This is a genomic window from Kineosporiaceae bacterium, from assembly GCA_016713225.1.
In the GTDB taxonomy this organism is placed as follows: Bacteria; Actinomycetota; Actinomycetes; order Actinomycetales; family Kineosporiaceae; genus JADJPO01.
This window is the reverse complement of sequence record JADJPO010000011.1, coordinates 186,866-202,963: the sequence shown is the minus strand read 5'-3', so window position 1 is coordinate 202,963 and position 16,098 is coordinate 186,866. Positions and strand designations below refer to the sequence as shown.

Sequence of the window (16,098 nt, the reverse complement as noted above, 5' to 3'; positions counted from 1 at the left end):
CGCGTCTCAGGCGATCCGTGAGGCCACACGGGGTTGGGCGTTCGGCTCCAGGGAACGGCAAGCCTGTTCCAGCAGTTGCCGAGCGGCGCGCTCGCCGGAGCGGATCGCGCCCTCCATGTAGCCGAAGTGGTCGAGCTGGGTGTGCTCGCCGGCGAAGAACAGCCGGCCGCCGAACGGCTCGTTGAGCTCCTTGCCGATGGTGAACACCTGGCCGACCCGCGGCGAGGAGTACCCGGTGCGGATGAACGGCTGCCGTGACCAGTCGACCACCTCGGCGGCCAGCAGGTTCGCCCGGTACCCCGAGCGCGGCCGGCCGGTGACGGCCGGGTAGAGCCGAGCCAGGCCGTCGGTGTACTGGGACTTGGTGGGCGTGCGGGCGCCGGTGAACACATTGAGCACGATGGGCTGCTTGCCCGTCTGGGCCTGGTTGTCGGTGCCCTCCCACACCTGCCCGATGTCGAGCGACCCACCCAGCGGCGCCCAGCCCTGTTCGACCCAGAACCGGCGCGAGAGCCGACTGAAGAACTTCACGGCCGGTCCCCACCCGAGCTGACCGATCACATCCTTGGGGTGGAACGGGACGATCTCGATGTCGCCCCACACGGTCGGCGGCACGGCGAGGACCACGTAGTCGTAACGCCGGGTGTCCATCAGCGGGTTGCCCGGGATCTTCTCGCGCAACCACCTGTCGAACCCGTTGCTCGGCACGGGGTACGCGGTCACCATCACCCCGCCGCCGCTGCGGGGCAGATCGATCCGCCGCACGCCCAGCTTTCGGACGACGCGACACCCCTTGCGCGCGTGGACCTCTGCCGCCATGGCCAGCGCCAGCCGCTGGCAGCCGTCGGCGCACCGGTAGATCTCGAGCTCCTCCCAGTACCCCAGCAGCGAGTCCTCGGCGATCGTCGCCCGCCGACCGTCGGGTCGGGTGCTGGTCTGCCCGCCCCGTACCAGGCAGAGCAGGGCCAGATAGCTCATCTGTTCCAGCCGGGCCACGTTGTTGTTGACCAGGAACAGTTCGAGGGCGAGCCACAACCGGTCGGTGCGCGCGATCCCGAAGTCCTTCTCGAGCACCTCGGCCACGGACTTCAGATCCAGGGCACGCAACCGCGGCAGGTCCCAGGGGTGACTCTCGAACCCCGCGGGGATGGTGTCACGCGCGAACTCGGCGATCCGCTTCAGCACGGCGTCCAACCGTTTCTGCACGGCGTCCGCCTCGTCCGGGGTGAGCAGCCGATCGAGGATGACGCGCTCATCGAGCTGCGCTGCCTCGTAGAGGTCGCCGTCCATGCGGCTGATCAGCGAGATCCCGTACTCGACGGCCAGCGCACACCACCGGGTGTGGATCGACCCGACGAGCTCGGCACCGAACTCGATCACGCGACCCTTGGCGAACCGTGAATCGCTCAACACCCGGCCGCCCACCTGGGTTCGGGCCTCGTACACCGTGACCGAGGCGCCCCAGGAGGCGAGTTGGCGGGCGGCGGCCAGCCCGCCCATCCCGCCGCCGACCACCGCGACCTTCAGGGTGCGGGCACGTTTCAGACAGGCGGCGGACGGCGCGACCCGCCGGGGCATCGGGCGCGCGGGCGCGGACGGGGGACGGCTGACGAGTTCGGCCATCACCACTGCCCTCCCCAGGTCAGGTGGTCGCCCTCGACTGGATCCGACTCGCTGTCGCCGTCGCTGTCGTCGAACGCATCGTCCAGTCCGGCCACGGCGCTGAGATCCGGATCGAGGGCGTCGGAGTCCTCGGCCTCGCTCGCGCCCGAGCCGGCCGTTGCCGATGCCGCTGCCGATGCCGCCCCGGTGACGCCGAGGACCTCGGCCAGCCGGGTGGCCGGCACCGCACAGTGGCCCTCGGCGGCCCGGGTGACGGTCAGCCGTCCGCCCTGACGCGCCGCGAACCGGTCGCCGATGGTTCCGGTGTTGCGGCCCGGGCGGTAGTCGGCCCGGTAGAACACGTGCAGCCTCAGCTCGGGATCGGCGGCCAGCCAGTCGGTCCAGGCGGGCACGTTGCCGGCGTAGGTGGTGTCGAACGCCCAGATGCGGCGCAGCCGGGCCAGGGCACCCTGCCGCATGGCCGGGTCGGCTCGGTGGGCGGCCAAGGGCTCCAGCACGTCATAGGCCCGCGAATGCGCCGCGAGGGCCAGTTCGCGCAGCGTCGGCGCGCCGCGTTGCTGCGTCCGGCCGGCCTCGGCGAGGGCCTCGGTCACGACGGCGTCGAGCACCGCCGGGTGGCCGAGCCGATGCCAGCGGGCATGCCCGGGTCCGAACGCGGCCTCCCCGCCGGGAGCGGACCAGTCGAGCAAGGGGACCACGAGCACCAGCGGACGGGCGGAGGCATCGACCACCCGACCCAGGCGGAACGGCGCCTCGGTGACGAACCCCGACGGCAGCGCCCGCAATCGGGGGCAGCCGCCGAGCAGGCCGTGCGCGAACACCAGGACGTCGACCTCGGCGCGCCCGAGGGCGGCCTTCGGCACGAAGACCGCGACCGGTTGGCCGAGTGCCGTCGACCGATAGGTCGACAGTCGGCCGCCGAGGTACTCACCGGTCTCGGCTGTCGCGGTGACGGGATTCGCGGTGCGGGCAGCAGAACGGGCAGCGGTGCGGGCAGCGGTGCGGGGAGTCGGCGGCCGGAACTCCCAGTGCCACTCCTCGGTCGACAGCGGCTGAAACCCGTACGTGGCAGCGTGCTCGCGCAACCAGCCGTGGAACCAGCTGTCGCGCCACCGGCGGCGCGCGGCGTCGTCGGAGTCGTTGCCGATCGCCTGGCCCCGGACACGTTCCTGCCAGAGGTCGATCGCGATGCCGCTCTGGTGGTTGCTGTACCCGGGGGCGGCGATGCGCCCACCGATGCCGTACCCGCCATCACCCTTGCGGCGCAACAGGTACTGGACGGCGGCGTCCGAGTGCGGCCCGTCGGCCAGACGAGCCCGGGCGGCCCGGGTGCGGTTGTAGTACTTGGTGGCGAAGTAGCCCAGCCAGAGCCGGCGTTGATGGTCGCTGCCGCGGTAGCCGCTGGTGGCGGTGAGCCGCACGGTGCGCAGGGCGTCGGCATGCCCGGCCTGCTGGGCGGTGGCCAGGTCGGCGTTGGCCGCGGCGAGCAACCGTCCGGCCGCCTCGGCGGTGACGGCCGCCGTCCGCACGCAGGTCGTGGTGCCGCGCCGGGTACGGCAGGTGCCCGGGACGTCGGCGAGCTCGTCGGGGCGCAGATCCCGCTGCGCCGCGCCCTTGGCGGCCCGGGTGCGGGCAATGTGGGCGGCGAGCACCCTGGCCCGGAACTCCTCCTGCTCCGGGGTGCCGGTCCAGGCCGGCGCCTCGGGGCCGTCGTCCTCACCGAGCTCCTCACCGAGATCCTCACCCAGAGCCTCGCCGGGGTCCTCGATGCCCTCCGGGCGGCGCCGCAACAGCAGCTGGCCCGGGGGAACCAGTCCGGTGGGGTCGAGCACCCGCAGGCTCGCCCGATCCGGGTCGGGGGCCGACACGGCATACCAGCCCGACGGCGCGCCCGGCCGACTGCCGACCCGGCGTTGCAGACCGGGAGCGGCGATGACCGCGCACTCGCCCGGCGTGGTCAGCCGGCCCAGCGCCGTCCGAACCAGCAGATCACCGGGCAGGATCTCGCCGGGCAGTCGTTGCCCGGGCAGGGCCAGGACGGCGAACCGGCCGCGGATGCGGGTGGCCACCTCGCTCCCGGGCCGATAGAGCAGCTCGCGGTAGACCTGCGCGGGATGCAGCGCGAGGCCGAGCAGCTCCTCGGCGACGGGCTGTTCGGGGCCAAGGGGTTCGGGATACATGGCGAGGACCTCCGCGGGGGGTGTACCGGAGCGAGAGGGGGACGGCAGGGCGGCGACGGCCGCCAGCAGGGCCGGGATGTTCAGGTAGCCGGCACCGAGGCGCTGTTCATCGGGTGGGTGGGGTTCGGGTCGGGTGGGCGATCGACTGGGGGACCCGGCCACGGCGGTGGTCATCACGAGCCGGCGGATCTGCCGGGCATCGAGCGTGCCGCCGGAGGCCTCGAGGCACAGCGCGACGGCACCGGTCACGTGGGGGGCGGCCATGCTGGTGCCCGACTTGTGCACCAGCAGACCGGGACTGCGCAGGGACCCGCGCGGCGCCGACCGCGCGGCCAGGACGGCGACCCCGGGGGCGGCGACGTCCGGCTTGCAGCGGGCATCGCGGGTGGGTCCGGCGCTGCTGGACGGCGCGGGCGGTCGCCGCGGATCGCGACCGTCGTAGGACGCCACGACCAGCGGCAGCCGGCCGTTGGCCAGGGTGCCCAGCGTGTGGTCGGTGGTCGCGTCGTCCGGCGCGAAGCGGGCCTGGCACCGAGGGCAGGCCTCATCGCGTTCCAGCCAGGCATCGAAGCGGCCCACCGTGACCCGTCGACCGTCGAGCACCACCCGCCAGGTGCCCGCGGGGGCGCCGGAGGCCAGGAAGACATCGATGTGATGGTCGCCGTTGTTGGGGTCGTGGGCGCGGTGATAGAGGTGACCGACGATGCGGCGTTTCGTGGTGCCGGGTGTGTCCGCGACGGTGATGGCCCGGTCGGCGCCCAGCGGAACCGGCTCTGCCGCCGGCTGTCCCGGCGGGATGACGCTCACGGCCAGCTCGTCCGGGCCGGGGTACCAGATCTCCAGCTCGTTCGGCGTGCGGTCGGCCGGGTCGACGAGCACGTGCAGGGTGCGGTGCTCACCGCGGCCGATCCGTCCGCCGGCATGTGCACGCGCCCGGTGATAGTTGCCCGCGCTCTGGGCGATGAATCGGCCCGGCGCTGCCGAGAGCAGTTCGTCCAGCGCCAACTCGGTCAGCGTGGACCCGTCGTGCGGTCCGCCGTGGCGGCCCATGCTCAGGTTGATCACCCACGGGCGCGAACCCGCTGTGCGGGAGATGAAGTCGACTGCCTCGAGCAGCCGGACCGAGTCGCCCAGGGTGGCCAGACCACCGGTACCGCGATCAGCCAGGTGCACGAAGACCAGATCGGCGAGCGGGGCCGCGCCGCTCGGCCCGACGGTGCCGTTGCCCGCGGCGATGTCCAGCACATGGCAGCCGTGGGTTCCTCCGCCGCGGTCGGCGTCCGATGCGTGATAGCCCAAGGCGCGGAACGGTTCCGCGGTGCGCAGGGCCGCATCGATGTCGCGCCGGCTGTGGACGACGCCGTAGCCGTAGGGTGCCGGGGGACGTCGACCTCGGCGGCCCGCCGAGTGGCGGCGTTGATCCCACAGCGCGAGCAGCCGGGTCGTCCCGTCGGGGTGACGGAAGTTCGGGTGATCGACATCGAGCCCCCAATCCACCACGCCGACAACGACTCCCGCGCCCGTGGGTACCACCCCGGGGGGTCGCCGCGGCGGCTCCGGCGGCTCGTTCGCCGGCTGATCCGAGGGTGGCCTCGGCGGTGAGGGGGGCGTCGTCTCGGGACCGATGGAGCGAGCCGCCTTGAGGCTGACCACGTCCGGGTGAGACCACACCCGCGGCACGGCCCGGGCCCGCAGCCGACAGGTGGCGATCCGGGCGAAGCGGGCCACGATCCGGACGCCGGGGATGCTCACGCGAGGGTGGCGGAACCGGATGATCGCCTCGATCACCCGGTCCGGTGGCTCCTCCCGCAGCAGCTGCCGCAGCGCCGGATCCATGGCCCGCCACGCCCTTCTACTTGGTGCCGGTGCCGGTCGAGGCGGCGACCTGCAGCCCGGTGCGGTGCACGACCCCGTCGGCCGAGGCAGTGATGACGGCGAAGCCGGCGGCCTTGGCCTCGACCACGCCGGTGGTGTCGACGGTGGCCACGGACGGATCGCTCGACGTCCAGGTGACCGTCGCCGACGAGGGGCGCCCGGAGGCATCGGTCACGTCGGCCACGAAGAGCACCTTGCTGCCGACCACGAGTTGCCCCGGGCCGACGATGCTGACGGTGCGCACGGCCGATCCACGGCCCCGCTGATCGCCGAGGAAGGCCAACCCGAGGGCGCCCACGCCGCCGATGAAGGCCGGGTGCCGCACGACACCTTCGACGCCGGGACGGCGCTGACCCGGGCTGAGCAGCAGCAGGGGCGAGGCCTGGATGCCGGCGCGTACGAAGGTGTTGTCCGGTGTGCCGAAGGTGCGGAAGGCCTCACCGATGAGCAGGGTCGCGACCGTGGCCAGGTTGGCCCGGTCGAGCTTGCGGTTGCCGGCGGCCACGACGGCGCGCAGGTCGTCCTGCTGCACCTTGGTCTGCAGGTCGATCTGTTTGACCGCACTGACCACTGCTCGAGGGCTGGTCGGGGCGGGCAGTGTCGACGGCCGCCGGGCCGCGGCGCGCAGTTGCGCCCCCCGCCGTGCCGCCAACCGTGCCTGCTGCGCACGCCGGCGGGCCTGGGACTTGCGGGACTCGCCGTCGTCGAAGGCCTCGGCGTCGTCGAAGAGTTCGGCGTCGTCATAGGCATCGTCGTAGGCGTCGAGGTCGTCCAGGAATCCGTTGCTCATGGCAGTTCTTCTCCTTCGACTGGTCCATCGGTGAGGGTTGATCGGCGTACCGCGGGGGCGACGTACTCGTCGAACAGCTCGGGGTCGGGCGGTACCCAGCCCGCCGACCCGTCACCGCCACAGGTGGGGCAGGCATCGTCCTCGCCCCAGCAGTCACACGCCCCCAGCGCCGCAGCCAGTACCAGGTTGCGGTCCAGCAGCGCCTGAGGGGGGCGCTCGCTCCGCTCCGGCGCAGCGGCGTCCGGCGGGGTGGCCCCCGGCATGGTGAATCCCGGGACGACCGTTGGCCCGGAATCCGGGGGAGCGGTGGCCAAGCGCTCGAGCAGTTCGCCGAGAACCCGTTCGGCGAAGCCCATCGGATCGGGCAGTACCCGCATCAGCAGCGTCTCGACGGTGGCCAGTTCGGAGGTGGTCATGACGACAACTCCTCGTTCTCGACGTCCATGAAGGTGGTGTAGAGGGTGCGGCCCTCGCCGAGGTCGACGTCCCAGGCCCCCTCCAGGTAGCTGCCCTCGGCGTCCTGCTCGCTCTCGGCGTCCTGTGCGTTCTGGGGATCGGCGTCCAGGTAGGCCAGCTCGTCGGCATCGGCGGCGGCTTGCCCGAAGACCTGGCTCAGCATGTTCATCATCGAGGCCACGGGGACGCCCCCCACCTGCTGGGCGCCGTAGCGGCCCATGGCCAGGGCCATCAGCGCCTTGAGGACATCGGGTTGCTGGGTGAGCACCAAGCCCTGCGCGGCGGCGGCGGAACCGGTTGCCGGTGAAGGGGTCTGCGGCAGGTGAGGCTGCTGAGCCGGCTGAGCCGGCTGAGCCGGGTCGGGTGGGAGTCGGGGTGCCGGGCCGGGCGAGCGCTCCCGCGGCCACGGTGCCCACCCGGCTGCCGATGGCCGTGCCCAGGGGGCCGCCGATGACGGTGCCGAGTGCGCCTCCCGCGGTGGGCAGGGTCTTGCGGGCGAGGTCACCGACGACCGGGTTGGCGAGTGCCTGGCCCGCTCCGCGCTCGAGCTGACGCAGGGCCTTGGCGAAGCTGAATCCCTCGGCCGCGCTGAGGTCACCCAGGATCGCCTCGACGGCGTCCTCGAAGGCCTCGTCGTCGGCGTCGGCGAAGTCCTCGTGCATGACCTCGCGCAGCGGGTGGTCGAACCCCGTCCAGCCGTCGGCCTCGTCCACGTCGTCGGCCTCGCCCCAACCGTCGGCCTCGGTCCAGCTGTCGGCCTCGCCCCAGCTGTCGCCGTCGTCCCAGCCGTCCTCGACGGACCAATCCTGCTCGGGCGTCCACAGGTCCTGATCTGTTCCTCGGGTCATGCCGCCCACCTCCTGCCGTGGCCACACGCGATCGCTTGTCCTCTGAGGCGTGCCGCCCTGTGACGCCGTGTGACGCCGTGTGCCGGGCGGTTCCTCCCGGTGCCGAGCGGTTCCGCGCCGACCCCTGCTGTTCCCTGTCGTTCCACGCCGTTCCGGTCACTGGTTCCCCGCGCATGGGGGTTGGGCCAGAATCAGACGTCGCCCGCTCGTGTCGCGGGTCGTCGTCCGGGGAGGTCGGGTCGTGTCGAAACGGATGGTTCGCGATCACGTGGTGCCGAGTGCCCTCGTGTTCGCCGTGGCCGCGGCCATCACGGTGATCAGCCTCGTGGTCTTCTCTCTGGTGGCCCTGGTCGACGACGAGTTGGAGCCCGGTGCTGCGGTGGTCGGCCTGGTGTCGGCGCTCGCGGTGTCGGCGGGTCTGGCGTTGGCCACCTTCGTGCTCGGGCTGGCGCTCGATCGGCTCACCCGCGCCGCGCCCCGCCCGGTGCGCTGGGCCGCACCGGCCGTGCTGCCGGTCGTCGGGCTGATGCTGTTCCTGAGCAACCCCGATGGTGTCGGGTTCTACCTGCTGGTGCTGGGGGCGGCTCTGTGCGGGTACTGGGTGGTGTTCTTGGTGCAGCAGGGCATCGCGGGCTGGGTTCGCCGCCGGTGGGGCACCGGCCGGGACGTCCCGCTGCCGTCAGGCCCGCCTCAGGGTTGATCGGCGAGCCGCCGAGCGGCGTTGGCCAGCAGGCGGACGCCGCGGGCGCAGTTCTCGGGGGTGGAGAACTCGCGCGGGTTGTGACTGATCCCGCCGTACTCACCGGCCACGAACACCATCGCCGCCGGGCACAGCGCCGCCATCTCCTGCGCATCGTGTCCGGCGCCCGAGATCAGGCGCTGGTGGGGCAGCCCCAGGTCATCGGCGGTGGCGGCGAGCAGGTCCTGCACCGCGGGATCGAACGGGACGGCGCCGGTGCGGGCCATGCGCTCGAGGACACCGGTCACGCCGTACGTCGAGGCGAGACTCTCGACGAAGAACTCCAGGTGCTGTTCGGCGGCCAGCAGCGCCGCGTCGTCCGGGTTGCGCAGGTCGACCGTCAGCGTGGCGCCAGAAGGGATCACATTGGTCTGACCCGGGGTGAGCTCGAGCCGTCCGACGGTCGCCCGCAGTGCGCCGAAGGCCCCGGAATCGCAGATCCGGCGCAGCTCGAGCATCACCGCGGCGGCGGCCAGGCCGGCGTCCCGGCGCAGCGCGATCGGCGTGGTCCCGGCGTGTGCGGCGGCCCCGCGCAGACTCAGCCGCTGCCATGAGATCGCCTGGACCCCGGTGACGATGCCGATCGGCAGACCGGCCGTGGCCAGCACCGGACCCTGTTCGATGTGGCACTCGAGGTAGGCGTGCGGCACGGGCCTCAGCTCAGGCTCGGATCCATCGAACCCGATGCGGTGCAAGGCATCTCGCACGGCGATGCCGTCGGCATCGGTGAGCTTCAGGGCGACCTCCAGCGGGATTCGACCGGCCGCCACCGCCGAGCCGAGCATGTCGGTACCGAACCGGACGCCCTCCTCCTCGGTGAAGATGCCGATCTCGATCGGACGCCGGGTCGTGATGTGGTGCTCGGCGAGGCTGAGCACCGCTTCGAGTGCCCCGAGAACACCCAGGACGCCGTCGAAGGCTCCGGCGGTGGCGACGCTGTCGAGATGCGAGCCGAGCAGCACGCTCGCCAGTCCGGGTTCGCTGCCCGGTCGGGTGGCGTAGACGTTGCCGATCCGGTCGATCCGCACGCTCAACCCGGCCTCGCGCATCCAGCCGATCACCCGGTGGCGCGCCGCGGCGTCCTGCTCGGTCAGGGCCAAGCGCCGGACGCCACGCAGCCCGGTGGCCTCGTCGTCGTAGCCGCCGATCTCCTTCAGCTCCATCAGGTTCGACCAGAGTCGGTCGGCGTCGATGGTGAACGGGTCATCGGCGGTGCTCATCGGTGGGTGCCCTCCGTGCTCAGCAGCACCACGACGGCGCGCTCCGGCAGGCCCAGCGCGGCACGGCGGTCCCGTTGGTCCCCGGCCAGAGCGGCGCGCACCCCGGCCAGGCTGGATGCCCCGCTCGGCCCGGACGAGATGCCGAGGGCGCCCAGGTCGTCGACGGCACGCACCGTGTCGGCGTCCGGGACGGCGACTGCGGCGTCGAGACCGGCGGCGATCACCGGCCAGGCCAGGCTCGACAGCGTGCCGCAGTTCAGCCCCGCCATCACGGTGGCGCCGGTCGGCACGGTGACCGGCCGACCGGCCTGCAGACTGGCGACGGTGCACGCCGCGGAGTCGGGCTCGACCGACAGCACGGCCGTATGACGGGGGAGACCTGGTCGGCGGTAGTGCGCGATCACCGCCTGAGCCAGCGACCCGACCCCGACCGGGACGGCGACCAGGTCGGGGGCCTCGACGCCGACGTCGCGGAGTTGCTCATCGAGCTCGCCGACCAGCGTGGCGTACCCGTCGACGATCCATTGCGGCACCGTCTCGTAGCCGGGCCAGGCCGTGTCCTGGATCAGCAGGCCGCCGGGTTCGGCCGCAGCGATCCGGGCCGCCTCGTCGACGGCCTCGTCATAGGAGCCGGCGATGACGCTCACCTGGGCGCCCTCGGCGGCGATGCGGTCCAGCGCTTCCTGCGGCACGACGTCCGGGACGACGATGTGCGCGGGCACACCGATCAAGCGGGCCATGTGGGCCACGGCGCGACCGTGGTTGCCGTCGGTCGCGGTCACCAGGACGGCGGGCTGCGCGGCCGCGATCGAGCGCAACTCGTCGAGTGACCAGGCCCCACCCTCGCCGGGTCGGGTGTGGGGTGTCCGTGAGGTGAGGGCCTGGGTGATCGCCCACGAGGCGCCGAGAATCTTGAACGCCGACAGGGCGAACCGTTGCGACTCGTCCTTGACGAACACGCGCCCCACGCCGAGCTCGGTGGCCAGGGCGGGCAGCTCCACCAGTGGGGTGGGGGAGTAGCCGGGCAACGTCCGATGGAACGCGACCACCTCGCCGGGGGGCGGCGGGCAGGTCCGGCGGGGTCGCTCGCCGCGAACGAACCAGGTCGGATCGGACGCGAGGCTGTCGGGCTGAGCGCGGTCGGCGGCGGTCATGACGCCACTCTCGCCGGGGCGAGCGATGCGAGTCCAGCCGGCAGCGGGTCACGGTGGCGCAGGCTGGTGAGAACGAGTCGTGGTGTACTCCGGTCATGCTCGTCCAGCCGTTGCCGGCCGGTATCACAACCGTCGTCCTGGTCGAGGGCGACAGCGACCGCGAGGCGGTGGCGATCCTGGCCCGGCGCTCGGGTCTCGACCTGGCGGCGCGCTCCGTCGCGGTGGTGGCCATGGGCGGCGCGACCAACGTCGGTCACCATGTTCGGCGGTTCGGTCCGGGCGGGTTGGGACTGCGGGTGTTCGGCGTGTGCGACGAGGGGGAGGTCGGGTACTTCGCCGCCGCCTTCGAGCACGCCGGGCTGCCGGCCCGGCCCGACGACTCGACCCGTGCCGGTGGCTTCCACGTCTGCCGCCGTGACCTGGAGGACGAACTGATACGAGCCCTCGGGATCGAGGCCGTCATGGCCTTCGTCGCCGATCGAGGTGAACTCGCGGCGTTCCGGATCCTGCAACGTCAACCCGCCCAACGGCATCGGTCGGTCGAACAGCACCTCCACCGCTTCATCGGCACCCGGGCAGGGCGCAAGCGGGACTACGGTGCGGGGCTGGCCGGCGTCGTCCCGCTCGACGGGGTTCCGGCGCCGCTGACCGCCGTACTGGCTCAGCTCTGATCCAGGGCCGAGCGAGGTCAACCCCCGACTACCATCACGGGTGATCGCTGGACTCATGAGGTCAGGGCAGGGCTGAGCCATCGGAGGTGCAGGGTGTCGTACGTCGTCGACTTCCAGACGGTGTCCACGGTCGGGCTGGAGTCGTCGCCGGTCGTGGAGGCTCTGGCCGGGCTGAGGGCCAACGAGGCCAGGTACTTCAAGAACAAGTACGACCACGTCTTCACCGTCGAACCGGCGGGTGAGGCGGCAGAGACCGTCGAGTGGGTCAGCACCATCCTGCGGACCGAACGCGACCTCGTGATCGGATCCCCTGCTCTCGAGGCGACCTCCTTCGAGGCCGCCGGCACCCGGTTCGCCCATGTCTTCTACGAGTCCGGGCTCGCGATCAACGTGATGTACGGCCTCGAGGCGGGGTCCAAGCGCGCCGTGGGGTTCAAGCTGTCGGACGGGATGCCGATACCCGAGGAACTCGAATCGAAGTTCAAGTTCGCGAGGCAGAAGTCGAAGCTGGCCGGCACCATCCGCGGCAGCTTCTTCGTGATCAAGGGCGAGTACTGAGCAGCCGTCTGGGCGGACATGACCGCGCCGGCGTGTCAGTGTCGTCATGATCCGACCGGTGCTGATCACGATTCGTGGCAACTCCGCCTCGGGCAAGTCGACCATCGCCGCCGGGCTCCGGAACGTCTACGGTCGCGGCGTGGCCATCGTCGGTCAGGACCTGTTGCGGCGAGAGGTGTTGCGCGAGCCGCCGGTCGCTGGTGGCGCCAACATCGCCCTGATCGACCTGGTGGCCCGCCACGCACTGGACCACGGCTTTCACACCCTCGTCGAGGGGATCCTCGAGGCGTCGGTCTACGGCGCCATGCTCACGACCCTCGTGACCGATCACCGCGCCGCGGGCGGACAGGCCGTCACCTACTATCTCGATGTGCCCCTGGCGGAGACGCTCGAGCGGCATACACACAAGCCGATCGCCGCCGAGGTCAGCGTGGCCCAGGTGCGGCGCTGGTATCTCCCCCACGACACGATTCCGGGGCTCGGCGAGATCGTCCTCGACGCGAACACCACCGCGCCCGAGGCCGTGCGCAGGATCGTGGACGACACCGGGCTGCTGGGCAGCCCGCTGCGCTCACGCCATCTGACCTGGGACGACGCAGCCACCGTCAACCGTTGGCGATGACGTGCGACACGGGATCGGTGAACGAGATCGGCTTGCCCGTGGCGTGGGCGTAGGCGATCTCCCTGCTCGTGGATTCGCCGATGTACCCGCCTGGGTTGACCACCAGGACCCGGTCAGCCAGGTCGATCTTGCGCAGGTGAAGGGCGTTCAGCGCGGTCTTCTGCTCGGTGGTGATCAACTCTTCTGCTCGGTGATCCTCGGCGCGCGAGAAGACGCCTGGCGCGAGGACGATGACACCGGCGAAGGTCAGCTCACGGTTCGCCGCGCTCATCTCGTCCACGAATCGGGTCGAGCCGCAGATGCAGACGATCTCAGGTCGGTCGGGCACGGCTCAGTCCATACCTGGTCAGGCGCTGTGGGTGTCGAACGTCGCCACCCCGTCATCGCGCGGGGCATCCCGGGCGGTGCAGCGTACCCTGGTCAGGTGATCGATCGCCGAGCCCAATGGCGGTGGCCGTCCGAGTAGGCGGCCGCGATTCCTCACGCACCCACGACATCGACGCCGCCCCCTGGGCGGCGTTCGTCGTGGTCCGAGTGGTCCGACCCACCGGACGACGCGTGGCCGGCTCAGGGGGCCGAACCCGAGAGGCCCACCTTGAGTACCGACACCTTCACCGCCTCGATGCAGCGCAGCCAGGCGCTGCAGGCATCCCTCGACCAGGCCTCCGGCCGGCATCGAATGCTGACCGGCGACCGTCCGACCGGCCACCTGCATCGGCCACTACCTGGCCAGTCTGCGCAACCGGGTCGCCCTGCAGAACGCGGGCGTCGAGTCCTTCGTCGTGATCGCCGACTACCAGGTCATCACCGACCGCGAGGGCGTCGGGGCCGTCCGCGAGCACGTGCTCTCGCTGCTGACGGACTACCTCGCCGCGGGCATCGACCCGGCCCGGTCGACCATCTTCACGCACTCGGCCGTGCCGGAGTTGAACCAGCTGCTGCTGCCGTTCCTGGCCCTGGTCACGCAGGCCGAGCTCGAGCGCAATCCCACCGTCAAGGAGGAGGCCACGGTCAGCGGTCGGCCGGTCTCTGGTCTGCTGTTGACCTATCCGGTGCACCAGGCCGCCGACATCCTGTTCTGCCACGCGGACGTCGTCCCGGTGGGGCGTGACCAGTTGCCTCACGTGGAACAGGCGCGGGTGATCGCCCGGCGGTTCAACCAGCGCTTCGCCGGCGGCGCCATCGTCTTCCGTGAGCCGGTTGCCCTGCTGACGGCGCAGCCGCTCATCCTCGGGGTGGACGGGCAGAAGATGTCCAAGAGCCGGGGCAACGCCATCGAGTTGCGGGCGAGCGCCGACGACACGGCGGCCCTGATTCGTTCGGCCCGAACGGATTCCGAGCGCCGGATCACCTACGAGCCGGAGCGCCGTCCCGCCGTCGCCAACCTGATCGACATCGCCGCCGCGTTCACCGGCACCCCGCCGCAACAGATCGCCGCCGACCTGGCCGGTCAGGGGGCAGCGGCGTTGAAGGCGGTGGTCACCGAGGCCGTCACCGAGGGACTGCGCGACCTGAGGCAGCGTCGGACGGCGCTGGCCGCCGACCCGGCGTACCTGCTGCAGGTGCTGCGGGCCGGCAACGCCGCTGCTCGCACGGTCGCCGAGACCACGTCGAGGCAGGTTCACCATGCGATGGGGATGATCTACTGAACCGGTGAACGAGACGTGGTCGGTGGCGCGCGAGCTGGTGATCACCTTTGCGCGAAAGCTGCAGGCCGAGCGGCTGGTGTACTCCACGTCCGGCAACCTCAGTTGCCGGGTCTCGGGCAGCCCGCACCTGGTCGCGGTCACGCCCACCGCGATGGAGTACGACCTGATCACCCCGGACGACGTCCCGATCGTCGCGCTGGCCGCAGCCCCCGGCGAGACAGGCGAGTCAGGCGAGTCAGGTGAGCCGGGCGGGGTGGTGGATGGACGCCGCGCCCCGACCTCCGAGTGGCCGCTGCACGCCGGGCTCTACGCGCGTCCCGAGATCGGTGCCGTGGTGCACACCCACGGCAAGGCGGTGATGACCATGGCCAACCTGGGCTGGCGGCTGCCGCCGATCCTGACCGGACTGTGCGAGGCCACCGGTGGCGACGTGCTCACCTCGCCCTATGCCCGGCCGGGGACGCAGGCTCTGGTCGAGGCGGTCCGGCCCGCGTTACGCGAGCGAGGGGCGACCTTCCTGCGCTACCACGGCCTGCTCGCCTACGGCGCCGACCTGCCCCACGCCTTCCACACCGCAGCCGTGGTCGAAGGAGCCTGCGAGGTGTACCTCGCGCTGCGCGCACGGTGAGGTGCACGAGCTGCCCGCCGAGGAGGTCGAGTACATCGCCGGCTTCTGGCGGGCGCAGTTCGCCTCACCTCCCGGCGCTCCGCAGCCGGGCATCATGGCCCGATGACCGACGCGCCGATCGCCGACTGCCCCGTCACCCGGACGACGTCGAGGCGGCTGCCGCTCGCATCGCCTCGCTGGTCCGCCGCACGCCGGTGATCGAGGACGGCGGCCTGATCCTCAAGCTGGAGCTGCTGCAGCACGCCGGATCGTTCAAACCGCGCGGTGCCGCCAATCGGGTGCTGCTGGCCCGCGCGAACGGCGCCCTGCCCGACGCCGGAGGGTCACCGCCAGCGGCGGCAACCACGGCGCGGCGCTCGCCTGTGTCGGGCGGGCGCTGGACGTCGCGGTGGAGGTGTTCGTGCCCTCGACCTCGCCCGAGCTGAAACGACAGCGCATCAGGGACTTCGGCGCCACGGTGCACACCGTCGAGGGCTACTACAACGAGGCCCAGGCCGCCGCCGATGCCCGACAACGCGACAGTGGTGCCCTGCTGGTGCACGCCTTCGACCATGTCGACACCGTGGCCGGTCAGGGCACGATGGCCCGCGAACTCGACGACCAGGTGGGCGGTTACGACACCCTGGTGGTGGCCGTCGGTGGTGGTGGATTCATCGCGGGACAGGCGGCCTGGCTCCGCGACCGGGTGCGTATCGTCGCCGTCGAGCCGGCCTCGACCGACTGCCTCGGCGCCGCCCTGCGTGCCGGGGAGCGGGTGGAGGTCGAGGTGAGCGGCCTGGCGGCGGACTCCTGGGCGCCCGGCGGATCGGTGAGGTGCCCTGGGGCGTCGTCCGGCACTTCGTCGACGAGGCGGTGACGGTGCCGGACGGCGCGATCCGCGCGGCGCAGCGCGAGCTGTGGGAGTCGCTACGGCTGATCGTCGAACCCGGTGGTGCCGCCGCGTTGGCGGCGATACGCACCGGTGCCTACCGGCCCGCGCCCGGCGAGCGGGTGGTGGTCGTGGTCTGTGGCTCGAACGCCGACCCGGCGACCATCACCGGCTGAGCCGGATCGTCAACCCGTCCTCAACCGGTCGTAACCGGTCC

Annotated in this window: 13 protein-coding genes and 2 pseudogenes; 7 read left to right on the top strand and 8 right to left on the bottom strand. The window is 71.9% G+C overall.

Translation table 11 applies throughout. The features are described from left to right. Positions 1–6 precede the first annotated feature (6 nt). From IPK24_23645 to IPK24_23625, 5 genes are read right to left on the bottom strand one after another with little or no spacing between them, the layout of a single operon-like run. Positions 7–1,623 carry an FAD-dependent oxidoreductase gene (locus IPK24_23645; protein MBK8078457.1) on the bottom strand — a complete coding sequence of 539 codons (1,617 nt, stop codon included), beginning with the start codon at positions 1,621–1,623 and terminating at the stop codon, positions 7–9. Next, a complete protein-coding gene (locus IPK24_23640; protein ID MBK8078456.1) occupies positions 1,623–5,639 on the bottom strand; it encodes a S8 family serine peptidase in 4,017 nt (1,338 codons plus the stop codon). Before IPK24_23640 ends, IPK24_23645 begins: the two co-directional genes overlap by 1 nt. 16 nt (positions 5,640–5,655) lie before the next feature. Continuing rightward, complete coding sequence (locus IPK24_23635; GenBank protein MBK8078455.1) at positions 5,656–6,468, bottom strand: Ig-like domain-containing protein; 813 nt, start codon at positions 6,466–6,468, stop codon at positions 5,656–5,658. Next, positions 6,465–6,884: a hypothetical protein gene (locus IPK24_23630; GenBank protein ID MBK8078454.1), complete on the bottom strand. Its 420-nt coding sequence runs from the start codon at positions 6,882–6,884 to the stop codon at positions 6,465–6,467. The genes IPK24_23635 and IPK24_23630 overlap by 4 nt, the downstream gene beginning before the upstream one ends. Beyond that, complete coding sequence (locus tag IPK24_23625) at positions 6,881–7,192, bottom strand: hypothetical protein (protein ID MBK8078453.1); 312 nt, start codon at positions 7,190–7,192, stop codon at positions 6,881–6,883. Before IPK24_23625 ends, IPK24_23630 begins: the two co-directional genes overlap by 4 nt. Positions 7,193–8,013: 821 nt before the next feature. Here IPK24_23625 and IPK24_23620 point away from each other — a divergent pair. Then, on the top strand, positions 8,014–8,472 hold the full coding sequence (locus IPK24_23620; protein MBK8078452.1) for a hypothetical protein: 459 nt from the start codon (positions 8,014–8,016) through the stop codon (positions 8,470–8,472). On the opposite strand, the gene IPK24_23615 is transcribed toward IPK24_23620, so the two are convergent. Together IPK24_23615 and IPK24_23610 are read right to left on the bottom strand one after the other, a co-directional pair. Then, entirely contained in the window at positions 8,463–9,731 is a 1,269-nt protein-coding gene (locus IPK24_23615) for a M20 family metallo-hydrolase (protein ID MBK8078451.1), read from the bottom strand. The two genes, IPK24_23620 and IPK24_23615, sit on opposite strands and share 10 nt — an antisense overlap. Continuing rightward, positions 9,728–10,885 carry a diaminopropionate ammonia-lyase gene (locus IPK24_23610; GenBank protein ID MBK8078450.1) on the bottom strand — a complete coding sequence of 386 codons (1,158 nt, stop codon included), beginning with the start codon at positions 10,883–10,885 and terminating at the stop codon, positions 9,728–9,730. Before IPK24_23610 ends, IPK24_23615 begins: the two co-directional genes overlap by 4 nt. 95 nt (positions 10,886–10,980) lie before the next feature. Between IPK24_23610 and IPK24_23605 the strand changes: the two genes are divergently transcribed. From IPK24_23605 to IPK24_23595, 3 genes are all read left to right on the top strand, one after another. Continuing rightward, a complete protein-coding gene (locus tag IPK24_23605) occupies positions 10,981–11,556 on the top strand; it encodes an ATP-dependent endonuclease (protein ID MBK8078449.1) in 576 nt (191 codons plus the stop codon). A 93-nt stretch (positions 11,557–11,649) separates the two neighbouring features. Beyond that, a complete protein-coding gene (locus tag IPK24_23600) occupies positions 11,650–12,114 on the top strand; it encodes a phage tail protein (protein MBK8078448.1) in 465 nt (154 codons plus the stop codon). Positions 12,115–12,160: 46 nt separating this feature from the next. Further along, positions 12,161–12,736, top strand: coding sequence for a kinase (locus IPK24_23595; protein ID MBK8078447.1), 576 nt, complete (start codon positions 12,161–12,163; stop codon positions 12,734–12,736). Here IPK24_23595 and IPK24_23590 read toward each other — a convergent pair. Continuing rightward, complete coding sequence (locus tag IPK24_23590; protein ID MBK8078446.1) at positions 12,720–13,064, bottom strand: hypothetical protein; 345 nt, start codon at positions 13,062–13,064, stop codon at positions 12,720–12,722. The genes IPK24_23595 and IPK24_23590 overlap by 17 nt on opposite strands. Positions 13,065–13,358: 294 nt before the next feature. On the opposite strand from IPK24_23590, the pseudogene trpS reads away from it, so the two are divergent. The 3 genes and pseudogenes from trpS to IPK24_23575 all read left to right on the top strand — a co-directional run bounded on the left by trpS (position 13,359) and on the right by IPK24_23575 (position 16,057). Further along, positions 13,359–14,385: pseudogene (gene trpS, locus IPK24_23585) on the top strand (tryptophan--tRNA ligase). 4 nt (positions 14,386–14,389) lie between these two features. Beyond that, positions 14,390–15,013 carry a class II aldolase/adducin family protein gene (locus IPK24_23580; protein ID MBK8078445.1) on the top strand — a complete coding sequence of 208 codons (624 nt, stop codon included), beginning with the start codon at positions 14,390–14,392 and terminating at the stop codon, positions 15,011–15,013. A gap of 125 nt (positions 15,014–15,138) precedes the next feature. Then, a pseudogene (locus IPK24_23575) lies at positions 15,139–16,057 on the top strand (threonine/serine dehydratase). The last annotated feature ends 41 nt before the right edge of the window (positions 16,058–16,098 follow it).

Bases quoted from the DNA above. Each gene is read 5' to 3' on its own strand.
- IPK24_23635 (MBK8078455.1), bottom strand. From the start codon at position 6,468: ATGAGCAACGGATTCCTGGACGACCTCGACGCCTACGACGATGCCTAT.
- IPK24_23610 (MBK8078450.1), bottom strand. From the start codon at position 10,885: ATGACCGCCGCCGACCGCGCTCAGCCCGACAGCCTCGCGTCCGATCCG.
- IPK24_23645 (MBK8078457.1), bottom strand. From the start codon at position 1,623: ATGGCCGAACTCGTCAGCCGTCCCCCGTCCGCGCCCGCGCGCCCGATG.
- IPK24_23605 (MBK8078449.1), top strand. From the start codon at position 10,981: ATGCTCGTCCAGCCGTTGCCGGCCGGTATCACAACCGTCGTCCTGGTC.
- IPK24_23595 (MBK8078447.1), top strand. From the start codon at position 12,161: ATGATCCGACCGGTGCTGATCACGATTCGTGGCAACTCCGCCTCGGGC.
- IPK24_23615 (MBK8078451.1), bottom strand. From the start codon at position 9,731: ATGAGCACCGCCGATGACCCGTTCACCATCGACGCCGACCGACTCTGG.
- IPK24_23640 (MBK8078456.1), bottom strand. From the start codon at position 5,639: ATGGATCCGGCGCTGCGGCAGCTGCTGCGGGAGGAGCCACCGGACCGG.
- IPK24_23630 (MBK8078454.1), bottom strand. From the start codon at position 6,884: ATGACCACCTCCGAACTGGCCACCGTCGAGACGCTGCTGATGCGGGTA.